This is a genomic window from Streptomyces sp. NPDC002776 (genome assembly GCF_053592195.1).
Genome location: NZ_JBSFVG010000022.1, coordinates 58,184 through 73,967, shown reverse-complemented (window position 1 = coordinate 73,967; position 15,784 = coordinate 58,184). Strand labels below are relative to the sequence as shown.

General features: G+C 74.4%; 10 protein-coding genes. All 10 read right to left on the bottom strand.

Annotated elements, in window-relative coordinates:
* Positions 1-47 precede the first annotated feature (47 nt).
* Positions 48-1,034 carry a beta-ketoacyl-ACP synthase III gene (locus ACWD11_RS31350; RefSeq protein WP_389420162.1) on the bottom strand — a complete coding sequence of 329 codons (987 nt, stop codon included), beginning with the start codon at positions 1,032-1,034 and terminating at the stop codon, positions 48-50.
* Positions 1,031-2,767 carry an acyl-CoA dehydrogenase family protein gene (locus ACWD11_RS31345; RefSeq protein WP_451287052.1) on the bottom strand — a complete coding sequence of 579 codons (1,737 nt, stop codon included), beginning with the start codon at positions 2,765-2,767 and terminating at the stop codon, positions 1,031-1,033. The genes ACWD11_RS31350 and ACWD11_RS31345 overlap by 4 nt, the downstream gene beginning before the upstream one ends.
* 45 nt (positions 2,768-2,812) lie before the next feature.
* Positions 2,813-4,030 carry a beta-ketoacyl-[acyl-carrier-protein] synthase family protein gene (locus tag ACWD11_RS31340; RefSeq protein ID WP_451287050.1) on the bottom strand — a complete coding sequence of 406 codons (1,218 nt, stop codon included), beginning with the start codon at positions 4,028-4,030 and terminating at the stop codon, positions 2,813-2,815.
* The gene (locus ACWD11_RS31335; protein ID WP_389420165.1) at positions 4,027-4,272 is read right to left on the bottom strand and encodes an acyl carrier protein; all 246 of its coding nucleotides are present in this window, start codon (positions 4,270-4,272) and stop codon (positions 4,027-4,029) included. The genes ACWD11_RS31340 and ACWD11_RS31335 overlap by 4 nt, the downstream gene beginning before the upstream one ends.
* A gap of 100 nt (positions 4,273-4,372) precedes the next feature.
* Positions 4,373-5,299, bottom strand: a complete 927-nt coding sequence (locus ACWD11_RS31330) for a 3-hydroxyacyl-CoA dehydrogenase family protein (RefSeq protein ID WP_389420166.1) — start codon at positions 5,297-5,299, stop codon at positions 4,373-4,375.
* A 29-nt stretch (positions 5,300-5,328) separates the two neighbouring features.
* On the bottom strand, positions 5,329-6,384 hold the full coding sequence (locus ACWD11_RS31325) for an HAD-IIIC family phosphatase (RefSeq protein WP_451287048.1): 1,056 nt from the start codon (positions 6,382-6,384) through the stop codon (positions 5,329-5,331).
* Complete coding sequence (locus ACWD11_RS31320; protein ID WP_451287046.1) at positions 6,381-7,529, bottom strand: acyl-CoA dehydrogenase family protein; 1,149 nt, start codon at positions 7,527-7,529, stop codon at positions 6,381-6,383. The genes ACWD11_RS31325 and ACWD11_RS31320 overlap by 4 nt, the downstream gene beginning before the upstream one ends.
* Positions 7,513-7,785 (bottom strand): acyl carrier protein, encoded by a 273-nt coding sequence (locus ACWD11_RS31315; protein WP_389420169.1) that lies wholly within the window; start codon positions 7,783-7,785, stop codon positions 7,513-7,515. The genes ACWD11_RS31320 and ACWD11_RS31315 overlap by 17 nt, the downstream gene beginning before the upstream one ends.
* A 24-nt stretch (positions 7,786-7,809) precedes the next feature.
* The gene (locus ACWD11_RS31310) at positions 7,810-8,817 is read right to left on the bottom strand and encodes a 3-oxoacyl-ACP synthase (protein ID WP_451287044.1); all 1,008 of its coding nucleotides are present in this window, start codon (positions 8,815-8,817) and stop codon (positions 7,810-7,812) included.
* Position 8,818: 1 nt separating this feature from the next.
* Complete coding sequence (locus tag ACWD11_RS31305; protein WP_451287042.1) at positions 8,819-15,775, bottom strand: amino acid adenylation domain-containing protein; 6,957 nt, start codon at positions 15,773-15,775, stop codon at positions 8,819-8,821.
* Between the last annotated feature and the right edge of the window lie 9 nt (positions 15,776-15,784).

Genomic DNA, 15,784 nt, shown 5'->3' with positions numbered 1-15,784 from the left:
TCCTTCCGTATCGGTGACAGAGCGTTGAGGGGAGGGCCTGCGGGCGCTCAGGCCCGTGCGTCGCACACGGGTTCCGTGTCGGACCAGACGAGTGCGGCCGAACCCCAGGTGAGGCCGCCGCCGAAGGCGGTCAGCACGAGGCGGTCGCCCTCCCGGACCTGGCCCGCGGCAGCCGCGTCGGCGAGGGCCAGCGGGATGGAGGCGGCGGCGGTGTTGCCGACCTCGGCGATGTTGGAGATGACGCGCTCGGGGGGCAGCCCGAGGCGCTTGGCGACGGAGGCGAGGATGCGCTGGTTGGCCTGGTGGCCGACGAAGGCGTCGATGTCGTCGGTGCTCCAGCCCGCGGCTTCGGCCACGGACCGGGCCGACTCGGTCATCGTGGTGACGGCGCGGGTGTAGACCTCGCGTCCCCGCATGGTCAGGTGGTCGGCGCCGGGCGGGATGGTGATCAGGTCGGCTCCGGTGCCGTCGCTGCCGAGTTCGGCATGCAGCAGCGCGCCAGGGGTGTCCCGGTGACCGCGTTCCAGGACGACCGCTCCGGCGCCGTCGCCGAAGACGACGGCCGTGCCCCGGTCGGCGGGGTCGACGATGGAGGAGTAGACGTCCGCGCCGATGACCAGGGCGCGCTCGAAGGTCCCGGCGGTGATCATCGCGGCGGCGGCGGTGAGGCCGTAGACGAATCCGGAGCACACGGCGGACAGGTCGAACGCGGCCGCCCGGAGGCCCAGTCGGGAGGCGACCGTGGGGGCGGTGGCCGGGCAGCGCCGGTCGGGTGTGGTGGTCGCCAGCAGGACCAGGTCGCAGTCGTCCCGGCCGGCGGACTTCAGCGCGGCGCCGCCTGCGGCGACGGCCAGGTCGCCGGTGCCGGTGCCGGGTGCGGCACGGCGACGGCGTTCGATGCCGGTGCGGCTGTGGATCCAGGCGTGGTCGGTGTCCAGGTGCCGGGACAGGTCGTCGTTGGTGACGACGGACTCCGGCAGACAGGTGCCGAGTCCGGTGACGACGGCCGCCGGGGCGGGGTGCGGGCCGGTCATGCGGGGGTGCCTCCTTCCGGTGCGGTCATGGGAGCGGCAGCGGCCCGAAAATCCTCGTGGGCCGCGGTCACATGGCGTTCGGCGAAGTCCGGGCGGGCGATGGGGGCGGTGATCAGTTCGTCCGGTACGGCGAGGGTGCCGAGGAGCTCCAGCCCGTCCAGCGGGGCCGCGGCGGCCGCCTGGCGGGTGTCCTCCAGACGCAGGACGGCGTCGGTGTCGAGGATCCCGGCCCGCAGTCCGGTCAGGGCGTGCTCCAGCAGACAGGCGGCCGCGTACTGGCCCAGCAGCCGGGTGCCCAGCGGGCCTTCGGGGTGGGCTGCCCAGTGGCCGAGCGCCAGCGTCTGGCAGACCGCGCGGGTCCAGCGGGTGCTGGCCTCACCGGGTCCCGACTGCTCGACGCGGTCGAGGAGGACGTCGCAGATCTGCCGCATCAGCAGCACGGTCTCGGCGCCGCCGGCCACCGCGACCGCCTCGTCCAGCACGGCGTCGAACTCCTTGCGGTGGCGCAGGGCGTAGCGCGACGCCTGATAGCCGAGGACGGTGTTGTCACCGCCGAAGGTGACGGCGATCTCGTAGTCGTGCAGCAGCGGGGCGATCTGGTTGTCGTCGTGGTAACCGAGGCCCCCGCACAGTTCACGGGTCTCGGCGAGGGTGTGCCGCGCGTCGCCGGTGCAGCCCGACTTGCCGCAGGAGATCAGGGCGTGCACCACCTGGTCGCGGGCGGGTGGGTCCTGGGCCGCGCGGGCCACGGCGACCGAGGTCAGCGCCGCCATGGCGTGGCGGGCCGCGAGCGCCCGGCAGACGGCGGTGGACAACCGTACGCGGTAGTGGGCATGGCCGATCAGCGGTGCCCCGAACGCCTGCTTGACGACCGCGAACCGGGTGGTGACGGCGCATGCGAGGAGCTGGGCGTGGGCGGCGCCCACGGACGGGAAGAGCCGCTCGTGGGTGAAGGTGGCCAGGCACTCCTCGAACCGCCGGTGGCGGGGCAGCGGGGAGCGGTAGGTCCCGTCGGAGCCGACGGCGGCCCACCGGTCCATGAGCGCGGACAGCGGCAGACGACAGTCGGTGAAGGTCAGCACCCCGGTCTGATTGGCCGTCACCCCGCCTTTGGGCTCGGCGCGCCCGATGCTCACCCCGGGCAGCACTCGGCCACCCTCGCGCAGCGGCACCCGGAACCAGTGGTGGCCCTCGTCGCGGCCGCCCACGACCAGGCGGCCCAGCACCATGGCCACGTCGCCGGTGTACAGGCTGTTGCCGATCCACACCTTGGCGTCGGCGGGGCTCGGAGTGTTCAGCACCAGGGTGCGGTGCGTCGGGTCGAGGACGGCGGTGGTCCGGACCCGCTTGAGGTCGGAGCCCGCGTGCAGTTCGGAGGCGGCGAAGCAGTACACCTTCGCCATCCGGTCGATCTCCGGCCCGTAGGAGCGGAGCTGGCCGGGGCCGCCGTGGCTGAGCAGCGCGTCGCCCGCGATCTGGTGCGAGACCAGGACGTTGAGCAGGGACAGGTCGTAGGCGCCGATCCAGCCCATGGTGCGCAGGAAGCCGGGGAAGGCGTCGCTGTCCCCGCGGCCCAGCCAGTCCGAGTTGGCGGTGAGTCCGGCCCCGTTGAGGAGCCGTGCCCGGCGCAGCGTCAGCAGACTGTAGTCGTACAGGCTCTGGCCGGCCGGACGGACGGGGGCGAACTCGGGCCCGGCCAGCACTCGGGCCAGTTCTTCTTCGCGATGCGTCATGGACTCCCCCAGGATCGGGTCGCTCGGTTCGGTGGCGGCGGCGGGTCAGGCGTCGAGCACCAGGGCGCAGTTGCTGCCGCCGAACCCGAAGGACGTGCTCACGGCGACGGTCGCGTCGTGCCGGCGGGCGCCGCCCAGCACCAGGTCCAGGTCGGGCAGGAGCGGGTCGGACCGTTCGGTGTGCGCGATCGGCGGCAGGATCCCGGTGCGCAGGCTGCGCAGGGTCAGTACGGCCTCGATGGCACCGGCCGCGCCGAGCGTGTGGCCGAGCAGCCCCTTGTTCGCGGTGACCGACGGGCGGTGCGGGAAGAGCCGCGCGATGAGCCGGCCCTCGGTGAGGTCGTTCGCCGGGGTCGAGGTGCCGTGGGCGTTGACGGTCTGCACGTCGGCGGGGCTCAGGCGGGCCTGTTCCAGCGCCTGGCGGACGGCGGCCTCGGCGCCCGCGCCCTCGGGATGCGGTGCGGTGGGGTGATGGGCGTCGGAGGTGCTGCCGTAGCCGAGCAGCCGGCCCAGCACCTCGGCGCCCCGGGCCCGTGCCTTGGCGGGCTTCTCCATGACGACGGCGGCCGCGCCCTCGGAGATGACGAAACCGTCGCGGTCGGCGGAGAACGGCCGGGAGGCATCGGGCCCTTTCTGCTGGGACAGGGCGCCCATGCGGGCGAAACCGGAGACCACCAAGGGCGTCACACCGGCGTCCGTGCCGCAGGCGATCACCGTGTCGCACAGTCCCGCGTCCAGCAGGGTCTTGCCCAGGCCGATGGCCGCCGCGCCGGAGGCGCAGGCCGCGACCACGGTGTGGCTGGGGCCGGTGATCCCGTGGCGCAGGCTGATGGCGCCCGCCGCCATGTTGATCAGCGAACGGGGGTGCAGATACGGCGAGACGATCCCGGGACCGCCGCGGCCGAGCCGCTCCTGCTGCTCGTGCAAGGTCGTCACGCCGCCGAGTCCGCAGCCGACGACGACGCCGACCCGGTTGCCGTCCCAGCTGTCGGGGTCCAGGCCCGAGGCGGCGAGCGCCTCCTCCACGGCGGTGAGGGCGAAGCGGATGAACGGGTCGGTGCGCGCGGTGCCCCGCCCCGCGAGCTGCCCGGGACGCAGGGGCGGCACCCGCAGGCTGTGCAGAACGCCGGTGTCCTCCAGCGGCTCGGGGTCTCCGGCCGGCAGCGAGCGGGCGGCGCACAGCGCGTCCCAGGTGGCGTCGGTGTCGGTGCCGGCCGGGGTGACCAGTCCGGTGCCGGTGATGGCGACGGGGCCGTCGGTCACGCCGCTTCCCGGCCCGGTGCGGCCAGGGCGACGATGTCCCCGACGGTGAGGTCGGCCATGCGGGTCTCCTCGCCCTCCAGATCGACGCCGGTCTCCTCCTTGATGCGGACGATGAGCTCGGCGACGGCAAGCGAGTCCAGTTCCAGGGTGCGCAGGCTGACGTCGTCCGCGATCTCCGCCGGATCGACCTCCAGGTCCTCGGCCAGGATGCTGTGCACGAGCGTCTTGGTGTCGGTGCTCATTTCTGTCGTCACCTCTGTCGGTTGTCGGGTTGCTGACCGGCGCTGCGCGCGAGGTCGGATCCACTGTGCTGGCGCCTGATATGAGCCACGTATCGCGCCGTTATCGCGTGTGCGAGGGCACGGGGCCGGGTGTGCCGGAGGGCCTGAGCGGCCCCGGATAGGCGTGGAAGCCCTGCCCGGTCTTGCGGCCGAGCCGCCCCTCGGCGACCAGTCCGGCGAGCAGGGCGCAGGGGGTGAAGCGGTCGTCCTCGGTGAGGGTGCGCAGCACGTCGAGCGTGTCGACGACGGTGTCGAGGCCGATGAGGTCGGCGGTGCCGAGCGGGCCCATGGCGTGTCCGAAGCACTCCTGGAAGACCCGGTCCACGGTCGGGGCGTCGGCGGTGCCCGCCTGGACGACCGCGGCCGCGTCGTTGACGGTGGCCATCAGGACACGGTTGGAGACGAAGCCGGGGCCGTCGGAGACGACGATGCCGTGTTTGCCCATCCCGGCCAGCAGGCCCAGGGCGCGATCGAGGGTGTCGGCGCCGGTGCGCGGGCCGCGGACGACCTCGACGGCGTCCTTGGCCCAGGCGGGGTTCATGATGTGCATGCCGAGGACCCGGTCGGGCCGGGCGGTGTGTGCGGCGAGCCGGTCGATGGGGATGGCGGAGGTGCACGAGGCGAGGACCGCGCCGGGCGGGCAGAGGGCGGCGAGGTCTTGGAAGAGCTCCTCCTTGAGCGGGATGCGCTCCGGGGCGCACTCGACGACGAAGGACACGTCGCCGAGCTGCCGGAGCTCGTCGGTCCAGCGCACGCGCGGGGGCAGCAGGCCCGGCGTGTCCCGCGGGGCCTTGCGCAGGAGTACGGCGGCCCGGGCGCCCTCGCGCAGTCGTGCGGGGCCGTCGGCGAGGGCGCGGGGGTCGGGGTCGACGACGATCACGTCATGGCCTGCGGCGGCCAGGCACTGGGCCACCCCGACGCCCATGGTGCCGGCGCCGACGACGCCGACGCTGAGCGGGGGTGGTGGCGGCGCGGTCTCGGGTTGCATCGGCTCTCCTCCGAGCGGGGTCAGCGGGGTCAGGGCTGGGCGACGACGCGCACCGCGCCGTCCGGGGCGGGGGGAGTGCGGGCGGGGTCGTAGCCGAGGAGCAGGCCCGTCTCGGTGCGTTCGAGGACCTCGAAGCCGCTGAACCGCAGGTTCACCAGCATCACGCGGTTGACGTCGGTGGGCACGAACTCGGCGAGGGGGCGGCGGCCCGCGGCGAGCGCGTCGCGCAGCAGGTGGCCGATCAGGGCGGGGCCGATGCCCCGGTTGATCACCCGGCAGGACAGCAGCAGGAGCCTCAACAGGCTGGTCCGCTCGTCGAGTTCGCTCAGCGCGAGGCCGACGGTTCCGTAGGAGCCGAACCGGTCCTCCAGGCTCGCCACGAGCACCTGGTGCCCTTCGGAGGTGCACAGGTCCCGCAATTCCGCCATGTCGTAGGTGCGGCCGGTGGTGTTCAACTGGTGGGTTCGGACCGTGAGTTCGTGAGCGCGGTCGAGGTCGTCGGCGGTCGCGGGGCGCACGGTGAGGACCAGCCCGAGCGAGGCGAGGAACTCCTGCGGCGGTCCGGTGTGGTTCTCCTGGGCCTGTCGGCGCCGCGCTTCGCTGCGGTAGAGCCGGCGCCGGGCCCGGCTCTCGCCGGTGACGTACGGCGGCCGGTAGTCGGGCAGCCCGGGCAGCAGCGGGGCGTGTTCGGCGGGATGGCAGCGTACGACGGGCAGGGCGGCGGCGACCTCGGCGCGTTCCACGGCGTCGTTGTCGATGAACGCGATGGTGTCCAGGCCGATGCCGAGGGTCCCGGCGATCCGGCGCACCGCCTCGGACTTGGTTCCCCAGCCGATCTCCACGACGGTGAACAGCTCGTCCAGGCCGAGGCCGGTCAGATGGGCGACGGCGGTGTCGTGGTCGCCGCGGCTGGCGACGGCGTGCAGGATGCCCCGCGCGTCCAGGGCCTTGAGCGTGGCGACGGCTCCGGGAGCTGGGCGGGGGGTGTCCCCCTCCAGGACCGTGCCGTGCCACAGGGTGTCGTCCAGGTCCCACACCAGGCACTTGACGAGGGGGGCCGGCGGGGAACTCGCGGTTTCGCTCATGCGTGAGCCTCCCGACGGGCGGCGTGGGCAGCAGAGTTGAAGCCGTAGCGGCGCAACAGCCGTTCGGCGATGTGCAGTTCGGCGACGTGCGCGGACCCCTCGATGAGCTCCATGACCTTGGCGTCGCGGAAGAAGCGCCCCACGAGGCTGTCGGGAGCGCAGCCGGCGGCCCCGAGGGTCTGTACGGCGCCGCCGGTGACCCGGACCGCCGCGCGGGCCGCCGCGTACTTGGCGACGACGGTGTCCGCGACCGCCTCGGGCAGGCGCTGGGCGCGTGCGTGTGCGGCCCGGGCGCACAGTTCACGGGCGGCGGCGGTGTCCACGGCGCAGCGGCCCAGCAGGGCGCGGACCACCTCGTGCTCGGCGAGCACGGCACCGCCCTGGGTGCGCCGCGCGGCGTGCTCGGCGGTGGCGTCGAGGACGGCCTCGGCCATGCCCACGCACCCCCAGGCCACGGTGAAGCGCCCGTGGTCGAGCGCGGTGGCGACGACGTGCGAGAGGCCGAGCCCGACAGGTGCGAGGAGGTGGTCGCGGGGCACGCGCACCCGGTCGAGGGCGAGATGCGCGACGGCCGCCGCGCGCAGGCCGAGTTGTCCTTCGACGGGCTCTCTGCGCACGCCCGGCCGGTCGCCATCGACGAGGACCGCGGCGGGGCGTCCGTCCGCGGTGCCCAGGACGAGGAAGGTGTCGGCGGTCCGGCCGAAGGTGACCCAGCGTTTGTGCCCGCTGATCTCGATCTCCTCCCCCTTCTCGGTCACGGAGGCCGTCACGGCGGACAGTTCGGTGCCCGCGTCCCGCTCGGTGGCCGCGAACGCGGCGCGCCGCTCGCCGCGGGCCAGCGGCGGCAGCCAGCGGGCGCGCTGGGCCGGGGTGCCCCAGCGCAGCAACGCGGCGGTGACCATGTCCTGGACGGTGACCAGGGCACGCAGGGCGCTGCACGCCCCGCCGAGGTGCGCGCACACCTCGCCCAGCTCGGCGGGGGTGCCGCCGCCGCCCCCGTGTGCGGTGGGCACGCCGACGCCGAGGAGTCCGGCCCGGGCGGCCTCCGCGACGACGGAGTCGGGCAGTTCACCGACGCGGTCCCAGTCGGCGGCGTCCGCGCTCGCCCGGGCGGCGAGGGCGGCGGCGCTAGCCGTTGGCGGCATCGGTCACCGTCCCCGGGGAACGGTCGCCCGTCTTGGCGGTGACGAACGCCAGGATGTCGGCCGCGGTCCGGAAGTTGCCGACGTCGAGGTCCTCCGCCTCGACGGTGAGCCGGAAGCGGTGCTCGACGAACGCGACGAGCTCCAGCGCGAAGAGCGAGTTGGCGCGCCCGTCGGCGAAGTAGTCGTCGTCGGGCCCGACCGGGCTGCCCAACGCCCGGGTGAGGAAGGCCAGGACGTCCTCGGCCGCTGTTGCCATGGGATCTCCGGAGGTCTGGTGGGTCTACAGCTGGTAGGTGTGCTCGTGGTCACCGCCGGTGGCGACCAGGAGCAGGCTCCAGGCGGCCACCGGGCTGGCGTTGATCAGGACAACCGGTCCGCCGTCGGGCAGTTCCCCGCGGCGCAGGGCCGTGTCGAGGTTGAGCAGGACGTCGGCGGGGCCCAGGTGTCCGTAGTGGCGCAGGTTGTCGCGGCAGGCCGGGAGCAGGGCCATGTCCAGGGCCTCCTCCAGGAAGGCGAAGCCACCCGTCGAGAGGTTCTGGCTGACGTATCCGCGCACGTCCTCGCGGCGCAGGCCGTTGCGCTCCAGCAGCCGCCGCAGCAGCTCGCGCAGCCGGTTGCGGGTCTCCAGGGCGAGCCGGAAGGAGTACGCGGTGGGGTCCCGGCACTCCTCGCGCCAGTCGGCGACGCGGCGGTCGCGGAAGGGCACGTGGAACAGGTCCCAGTAGGCGCCGTCACTCTCCTGGAGGCAGTCGAGGATGCGCAGGTCGCCGGCGCGGGCCAGCAGCAGCGCCTGTCCCGCGTCGCCGCTGACCGTCACGGGATGCCGGTAGCGGGCCGGCGTCGCGGGCTTGCTGCCGTGGACGACCAGGACGTGCTCCAGGTCCGGGTCGGCGGCGAGGAGCCCGCGGGCGGTGAGCAGGGCCGGGGTGATCGACACGCAGCCGAGACCGCCCACGGAGAAGGTGAGGGCCGCGTCGGCGCCGAGCAGGTTCTGCAGCCGGGTGGCTTCGGAGACCATCAGCCGCTCGGGGGCGCGGGACTCGACGACCACGAGCGCCCCGAGGTCCGCGGCGGCGACGCCCGCCTCGGCGAGCGCCTGCCGGGCCGCGTCCAGGGCCAGCGCCGTCTCGTCGAGCGCGTCGTCGGCGCGGATCCGGTCGATGCCCAGGGCCAGGCACAATTCGCGCTCCGCCGGGTGGAGCGCGGCCAGTTCAGGCAGGTCGGCGAGGTCGACGCCGCGCTCGGGCAGGTGCCAGGCGGCGGCGCGGATCGCGAGCGGCGCGGCCATCTCAGCCCTGTCCGGCGAGTTCGGCGAAGGCCTCGGCGAGTCGGTCGGCCAAGTCGTTCATCCGGTCGGCGGCGAGCCGCTCGTCATGCACCAGGTGGACCTCCAGGGCGCCGCCCGAGATCGCGCTGGTGACCACCGTTGGCACGTACGACAGCAGTGTGTTCTGCTCGAGGGCCAGCGGCCCGGAGCGGATCCATACCGGGTCCTCCCCCGTGCGCAGTTCCTCGCCGCCGGTCGCCGTGTGCTCGACGAGCAGGTCGGGCTCGGGCAGGCTGCGCAGCACCGCAGTGGCCGGGGTGAGCGGGCTGAGGTGGCGCAGGATCCCGTAGCCGACACCGTCGTTCGGCACGGAGCGCAGGATCTCCGCGGCGGCGGGGACTACCGTGTCGGCGCGCTGTCCGGGGCCGACCGGCAGCAGCACCGGGTGGGCGGAGGTGAACCAGCCGAGCGCGAGGGAGCGGTCGTCGGGACGGTAAGGGCTGGGGGCGCCCGAGCCGACCGTCAGCAGGCAGGCGTCGGGCTGCCCGCGCCACCGGCTCCAGGCGCAGGCGACGGCGGCCGCGGCCGCTTCCCGCCCGGCCGCCCCGGACCTCTTCAGCTCCCGGGCCACCTGTTCCGGGGGAAGCGTACGGCGCAGCACGACCGTGCCGGTGCACGGTCCGGCAGGCCGGTCGGGCAGTGTTCCCGTGCTGCGGCCCGCCTCCAGGACAGCGGTCCAGTGGCCGAGTTCGCCGGCCAGTTCGTCGGACTGCGCCGACTTCAGCAGCCGCTCGGTCCAGTGCCGCCACGCCCGCCGTCGTACGTCGCTCCGGCCCGACGGGGCGTCTGTGGAAGCGCCGTATCGGAGCGCGGAGTTGAGCTCCTCCAGCAGCGGTACGGCCGAGATGTGGTCGTAGGCGAAGTGGTGCACGGTGAGCAGCAGGATGCCGGTGCGACGTGGGCCGCGGTCGTAGAAGCGGGCGCGCAGCATCGGGCCGCGCACCGGGTCGACGGCGGCGGCGAGCTCGGTCTTGTCGGCTTCCAGGACGGCGGGTACGGCATCGTCGTCGAGCAGCGGCAGTGCCCTGACGTCGACGACCGTGGACGTCTCGGCCGCGGCGCGGACCAGACGGTGGCCCAGCGCGTTGCTCCTGAGGCGGAAGCGCAGGGGTTCGTGCAGCCGCACCAGCCGGTCGAGCGCGGCCCGCACCGCGTCCGCACGGACGCCGGGGGCGGTCTCCAGCACCTCGGCGACGATCAGGTCACGTCCGTGGTCCGGCGCTCTGTCCAGGATCGCGTGCATGAGCGGGCTGAGGACGATGGGGTCGTCAGCGTCGTCGTGGGCCGCCGGGGAGGTGGGCGCGGCCAGGGCCGCGAGGTCGCGCAGGGTGGGGTGGACGAGGACGTCGTGCGGGGTGAGGGCGAGCCCGGCGCGCTCGGCCCGGGCCGCTACGGCGACGCTGAGCACCGAGTCTCCGCCGATGGCGAAGAAGTCGTCGTCAGGACCGACGGGCCGCCCCAGCAACTCGGCCCAGATACCGGCGAGGACACGCTCGGCGCTCTCGTCGGAGGTAGGTTCCGTCGGGGATCCGGCGGGGACAAGTCGTGCGGGCACGGCGGCTCCAGGGGTGGCGGGGCGGGGGTTCGGATCCTCAACACCGCCCGCGGGCAAGGCGCCGCGGGCCAGCTTGCCGTTGGCCGTGCGCGGGAGGTGGCGGTGGGTGAGGATGCGGGCCGGGAGCATGGCGGCGGGCAGCAGACGGGCGAGCCGGTCGCGCAGGTCGGCCTCGGCGGGCAGGGCCTCGCCCGCGATGTGCGCGACGAGCCGGGGTGCGCCGTGGGTGTCCGGCTCCGCGCCGACCACGGCCTCCCGCACCCCCGGCTGCTGGAGCAACGCGCGCTCGATCTCGGCCGGTTCGATGCGGTGACCCCGGATCTCCACCTGGTCATCGGCGCGCCCCTGGAAGTCGAGCGTGCCGTCGAGACGGACGCTCACGACATCCCCGGTGCGGTACATGCGCGCACCGGGCACTCCGGCGAACGGGTCGGCCACGAAGCGCGCGGCGGTCGGTCCGGGCAGGCCGTGGTAGCCCCGGCCGACGGCACGGCCGCCGAGGTACAGCTCTCCCGGCCGGCCGGGCGGCACGGGCCGCAGACCGGCGTCGAGGACGTGGGCGCGGACACCGGGCAGGGGACCGCCGATGCCGGGGAGCGGACCGGCCTGGTCCGGCGTGACCTCGCCGCACGTGCCCACCACGGCGCACTCGGTGGGCCCGTACATGTTCAGCAGCCGGAAGGACGTGCCCGGAGCGGGCCGGACCCGCAGCCGGTCACCGCCGGTGGCCAGCACCCGCAGTCCGGGCACCGGCACGTCAGGGGCCTCCGCCAGGACGAGTTCCGCCATCGGTGTGGGCAGACAGGCGACCGCGATCCGTTCGTCGGCGAACCCGCGGAGCAGCGCGGCCGGCGTACGGAGAGCGTCGTCGGCGAGGTACAGGGTCGCCCCGTGACGCAGGGTCCCGAGGATCTCCAGCACCGACCCGTCGAACCCCGGCGCGAACCCCTGGGCCACCCGGTCCCCCGCCCGCAGCCCGGTCTCCCGCCCGAACCACGCCAGCAGGTTCTCCAGCGCCCCGTGCTCCACTGCGCACCCCTGCGGGCGTCCGGTGGAACCGGAGGTGAAGGCCACGTAGGCGAGCCGACGCACCTGACCGGAACCACGGGTGAGCGGCACGCCACCACGCCCCGGGCGGCCCGCGTCGTCCGGCGTCACCGCGGTCCTGCCGTCGGCGTGTGCGGCCGTGAGGTCGGGTGGGCCGACGAGGACGGGAGCGTCGAGGTCCGTGAGGATGCCGGCGAGCCTGTCGGGCGGGGCGGCCGGGTCGAGGGGCACGAAGGCCGCGCCCGCCTTGAGCACGCCGAGCCAGCCGACCACCAGGTCCGCGCCGCGCGGCGCGAGCACCGGCACCACCGTGTCCGGCCCGGCGCCGGCCTCCGACAGCCGTGTGGCGAGCAGTTCGGACCGCCGGTCCAGTTCGCCGTAGCCGCAGGTCTGCCCGCCGTGCACGACGGCCGGCCGCTCCGGGTCCTCGGCGGCGATCCGCCGCACCGCCCCCGTCACTTCCCCGTCGGGCACTCGCGGCTCGGCACTGGAGACGAGGTCGCTCAGCGGACGGTCCGGGTCCTCGATCGCGGCGGCGATCAGCGCGAGGAATCGGTCGGCGAGCCTTTCCACCGTGGCGCGGTCGAACAGGTCGACGGCGTACTCCACATAGCCGGGCATGGGCCCGTCCGCCTCGTCGCTGAACCCCAGGGTGAGGTCGACCTTGGCGGTGCCGGGCGCGACGCCGGCCACGGCCGCCGCGTCGGTCGTCACGGTGAGGCCCGGCAGCTCCGCGGTGTGCGGGGCCGTGTTCTGGTGGGTGTAGCAGACGGTGTACAGCGGATGCCGGGACGGATCGCGCCGCGGGTTGAGGTCGGCGACGATCCTCCCGAAGGGCACCTCCTCGTGGTCCAGGACGCCGGTGACCGTGGTCGCCGTACGCCGCACCAGGTCACGGAAGCCGGCGCCGCCGTCCACGGGCGTGCGGAACGGCAGGACGTTGTTGAAGTAGCCGACGAGTTCGTGCGTGGTGGGGCTGAGACGACCGCTGGAGGCCGCCCCGACGACCACGTCCCGGTGCCCGGCCCACAGATGCAGCAGGGCGTTCACGGCGGCGAGCATCGTGACGAACGTCGTCACCCCTTCACCCCTGCTGAACTCCCGGACCGCCCGCGCCTGTTCGTCATCGATACACAGCTCCAGCAGATCTCCGGCGTACGACGGGACAGGCGGCCGGTTCCGGTCCGAGGGGAGTTCGGCGGGCCGGAGGCCGTCCAGTTCCGCCCGCCAGAACCGCAGTCCGGCGTCGAGCGCCCCGCCGGCCAGCCGGTCGCGCTGCGCCACGGCGAAGTCGGCGTACTGGACCGGAAGTTCGGGAAGCCGGGCGGGCCGCCCCTCGCGCCGGGCGGCGTAGTGCTCGGCGAGGTCGCGGAAAAACACCGCGGGCGACCAGCCGTCGAAGACGATGTGATGCCAGGTGCACAGCAACAGATGGTCGTCCTCGGCCAGGGTGACCAGGGTGGTCCGCAGCAGCGGCCCTGCCTCCGTACGGAACGGCGTACGGGCCTCCTCGACCGCGATCCGGCGCGCCTCCCGCTCGCGTTCCGCCGCCGGCCGGTCCCGCAGGTCGAGGACGGTGAGGTCGGGCGGTGCGGCGTCGAACACGGCGTAGGGCCGGCCGTCGTCCTCCAGGATCCGGGTGCGCAGCACTTCATGACGTAACGTCACCCCACGCACCGCGGCCCGCAGGGCGTCGATGTCCAGGGCGCCGTGGTAGCGCAGTTGTCCGGGGATGTTGTAGAGCGGGCCCTTGGGCAGCAGACGATCCAGGTACCAGAGCTGTTCCTGGTTGACGGAGAGCGGGAGGCGGCCGGTGCGGGGGACGGCGGTGACGTCCCGGTCGGTCCCGTAGTCCACAGGGCCGTCGGTACCTGCCGCGGTCGCCTTCCTGGAGTCGATGAGCGCGGCCATGTGCCGGACCGTCGGGTTCTGGTAGAGGTCGGCGAAGGTGATGCGCACGCCGAAACGGACCCGGGCCTCGCGGAGCAGGGTGATACCGGCGATGGAGGTGCCGCCGAGGTCGAAGTAGTGGGACTCGGGACTTATGCCGGGAGCGTCGAGGACGCGGTGCCAGATCTCCGCGACCGCCCGCTCCGTGTCGTCGTCGGCGGGCGGGGCCGCAGGGGCGGGCGACGGTGCGGCCGGGCGCGGGGCCATGTCGCCCTGCCGCTGATCCGGTGATCCGTACCAGCAGGGCACGGCCTCGAAGGGATACGTCGGCGCCTCGACCCGCTCCAGGTCCCGGCCGTCGTAGGCACCGTTCCAGTCGACCTGGACGCCGAGTTCGCAGAGCCTGCCGAGCGCGCGCAGCACGCCGTGGCGGCCGGAGTCGGCGGGCAGTGCGATGACCGGCAGTCCGGGCGCCAGCTCGCGGATGCGCCGGGACAGCACACCGTCCCCGCCGAGTTCGAGGAGGACGGCACCCTGCTGCACGAACCCGCGCACGGCGCGCAGCAGGCCCGCCTCGTCGACCTGGTCCGTCAGCGAAGCATCCGCGGCCCGCGTCACCGCCTCGGCCCAGTCCAGTCTCCCCCGCGCGACCTGCACCGCGAGGTTCCCCGGCCCCGACCCGACCAACCGCGCGGTGTCCAGACCGAGCGCCCGCACGAGCCGGTACAGCCCCGTCTGCCGCACGAGCAGCCGCCGCACCGGCGCATCCTGCGGCGCCGCATCTCCGGCCTCCGCCAGTGCCGGGAACTCCCCGCACAGCTTCTGCCACGTCCGCTCGTCCGCGTCGGCGACCGTCGCGTCCCCGGAGCAGAGCAGGACCAGCGGCGGGTCCGCGGGAGCCGGTTCGGCGGGGACAGTTGCGGTGCGCAGCGCCCGTGCGAGGTCGGCGGTGTCGCGGGCGACGACGGCGACACGGTGGCGGTGGTGGTCGCGGCCGCGGTTGAGGGCGTGGGCCACCTCGGCGAGCGAGTGCCCGGTGGTCTCGGCGAAGTCGGCGAGTGCGGCGAAGTGACGGTCCAAGGCCCCCGGCGTCGCGGCGGAGACCATGACGAGCTCCCCGCCCCGCACGCCGCGCCCGCCCCGACTCCCGCCGGTCCGGCGGGCCGGTGCCTCCTCGACGACCACGTGCACATTGGTGCCGGTCAGTCCGAAGGAGCTGAGCCCCGCCCGGCGCGGGCCACCCCCCTCGCCCTCGGGCCAGGGCCGGGCCGTGTCGTTGACGCGGACGGGGCTGCCGGAGCCGAGCAGGGGGTGCGGCTCGGTGAAGCCGGGCGTCGGGTACAGGGTGGTCCGGCGCAGCCCCGTGACCACCTTGAACAGGCCCGCCATGCCCGACGCGTGGTCGAGGTGGCCCAGGTTGGCCTTGACGGCGCCGATCGGCAGCGGCTCCCCCGTCGCCCCGGCGCTCAGGAGGGCCTGCCGCAGTCCGGCCGCCTCCACGGCGTCGCCGAGCGCCGTGCCGGAGCCGTGGCACTCCAGGTATCCGGCGGAGGTGACGGGCAGACCCGCGTCCCGCCAGGCGGCCTCGATCACCTCGGCCTGGGCGTCCCGGCTGGGCGCGCTCATGCCGGTCGCTCGGTAGCCGTTGTGGTTGACGGCGGTCCCGCGCAGTACGGCGTGGATGTGGTCGCGGTCGGCCAGCGCCCGGGACAGCGGCTTGAGGACGACGATTCCGCCGCCCTCACCGCCGACGGTGCCATCGGCCGCGGCATCGAACGGGCGGCACACACCGTCCGGCGACTCGATGCCCGGCAGCGGCTCGTATCCGGCCAGCGGCCGCAGCACGGTCCGGAGACTCACCCCACCGGCGATCGCAAGCTCGGCCTGTCCGGAGCGCAGTTGCTGCACGGCGAGGACGACCGCCGCCAGGCTGCCGCTGCACGCGGTGTCGACGACGTGGCAGGGGCCGGCCAGGTCGAGCAGATAGGCGACGCGGGCGGCGCTCGCCGACGGCAGGGTGCCGAGGATGCGCTGCGGGTCGTCGTCGGGGACGAGTCCGGCGTAGGCGGGGTCGGGTGCGCTGAGGACGACCGCGGTGCGCGAGCCGCGCAGCTCGCCCGGGGCGTGGCAGGCGTTCTCCACCGCCCGGTGCACCAGGTGCAGCGCGAGCCGCTGATGCGGGTCCATGGTCTGCGCCTCATGCCGGGAGAGCCCGAAGAAGGCGTGATCGAACAGGTCGATGCGGTCGAGGTAGGCACCGGGCGCGTACGAGGTGCCCGGGTCGCCTCCGGCGTACCGCACCCGTTCGGCGCTCGGCGGTGCCACGGCGACCCGTCCGGCGCGCAGATTGTCGTGGAGCACGTCCAGGTCGTGAGCGCCGGGCAGCGCCACCGCGACTCCGACGATCGCCACATGCTCGTGCCCCATCGCGTCCTC

Bases quoted from the DNA above. Each gene is read 5' to 3' on its own strand.
- ACWD11_RS31350 (WP_389420162.1), bottom strand. From the start codon at position 1,034: ATGACCGGCCCGCACCCCGCCCCGGCGGCCGTCGTCACCGGACTCGGC.
- ACWD11_RS31325 (WP_451287048.1), bottom strand. From the start codon at position 6,384: ATGAGCGAAACCGCGAGTTCCCCGCCGGCCCCCCTCGTCAAGTGCCTG.
- ACWD11_RS31315 (WP_389420169.1), bottom strand. From the start codon at position 7,785: ATGGCAACAGCGGCCGAGGACGTCCTGGCCTTCCTCACCCGGGCGTTG.
- ACWD11_RS31345 (WP_451287052.1), bottom strand. From the start codon at position 2,767: ATGACGCATCGCGAAGAAGAACTGGCCCGAGTGCTGGCCGGGCCCGAG.
- ACWD11_RS31310 (WP_451287044.1), bottom strand. From the start codon at position 8,817: ATGGCCGCGCCGCTCGCGATCCGCGCCGCCGCCTGGCACCTGCCCGAG.
- ACWD11_RS31335 (WP_389420165.1), bottom strand. From the start codon at position 4,272: ATGAGCACCGACACCAAGACGCTCGTGCACAGCATCCTGGCCGAGGAC.
- ACWD11_RS31330 (WP_389420166.1), bottom strand. From the start codon at position 5,299: ATGCAACCCGAGACCGCGCCGCCACCACCCCCGCTCAGCGTCGGCGTC.
- ACWD11_RS31320 (WP_451287046.1), bottom strand. From the start codon at position 7,529: ATGCCGCCAACGGCTAGCGCCGCCGCCCTCGCCGCCCGGGCGAGCGCG.
- ACWD11_RS31305 (WP_451287042.1), bottom strand. From the start codon at position 15,775: ATGGGGCACGAGCATGTGGCGATCGTCGGAGTCGCGGTGGCGCTGCCC.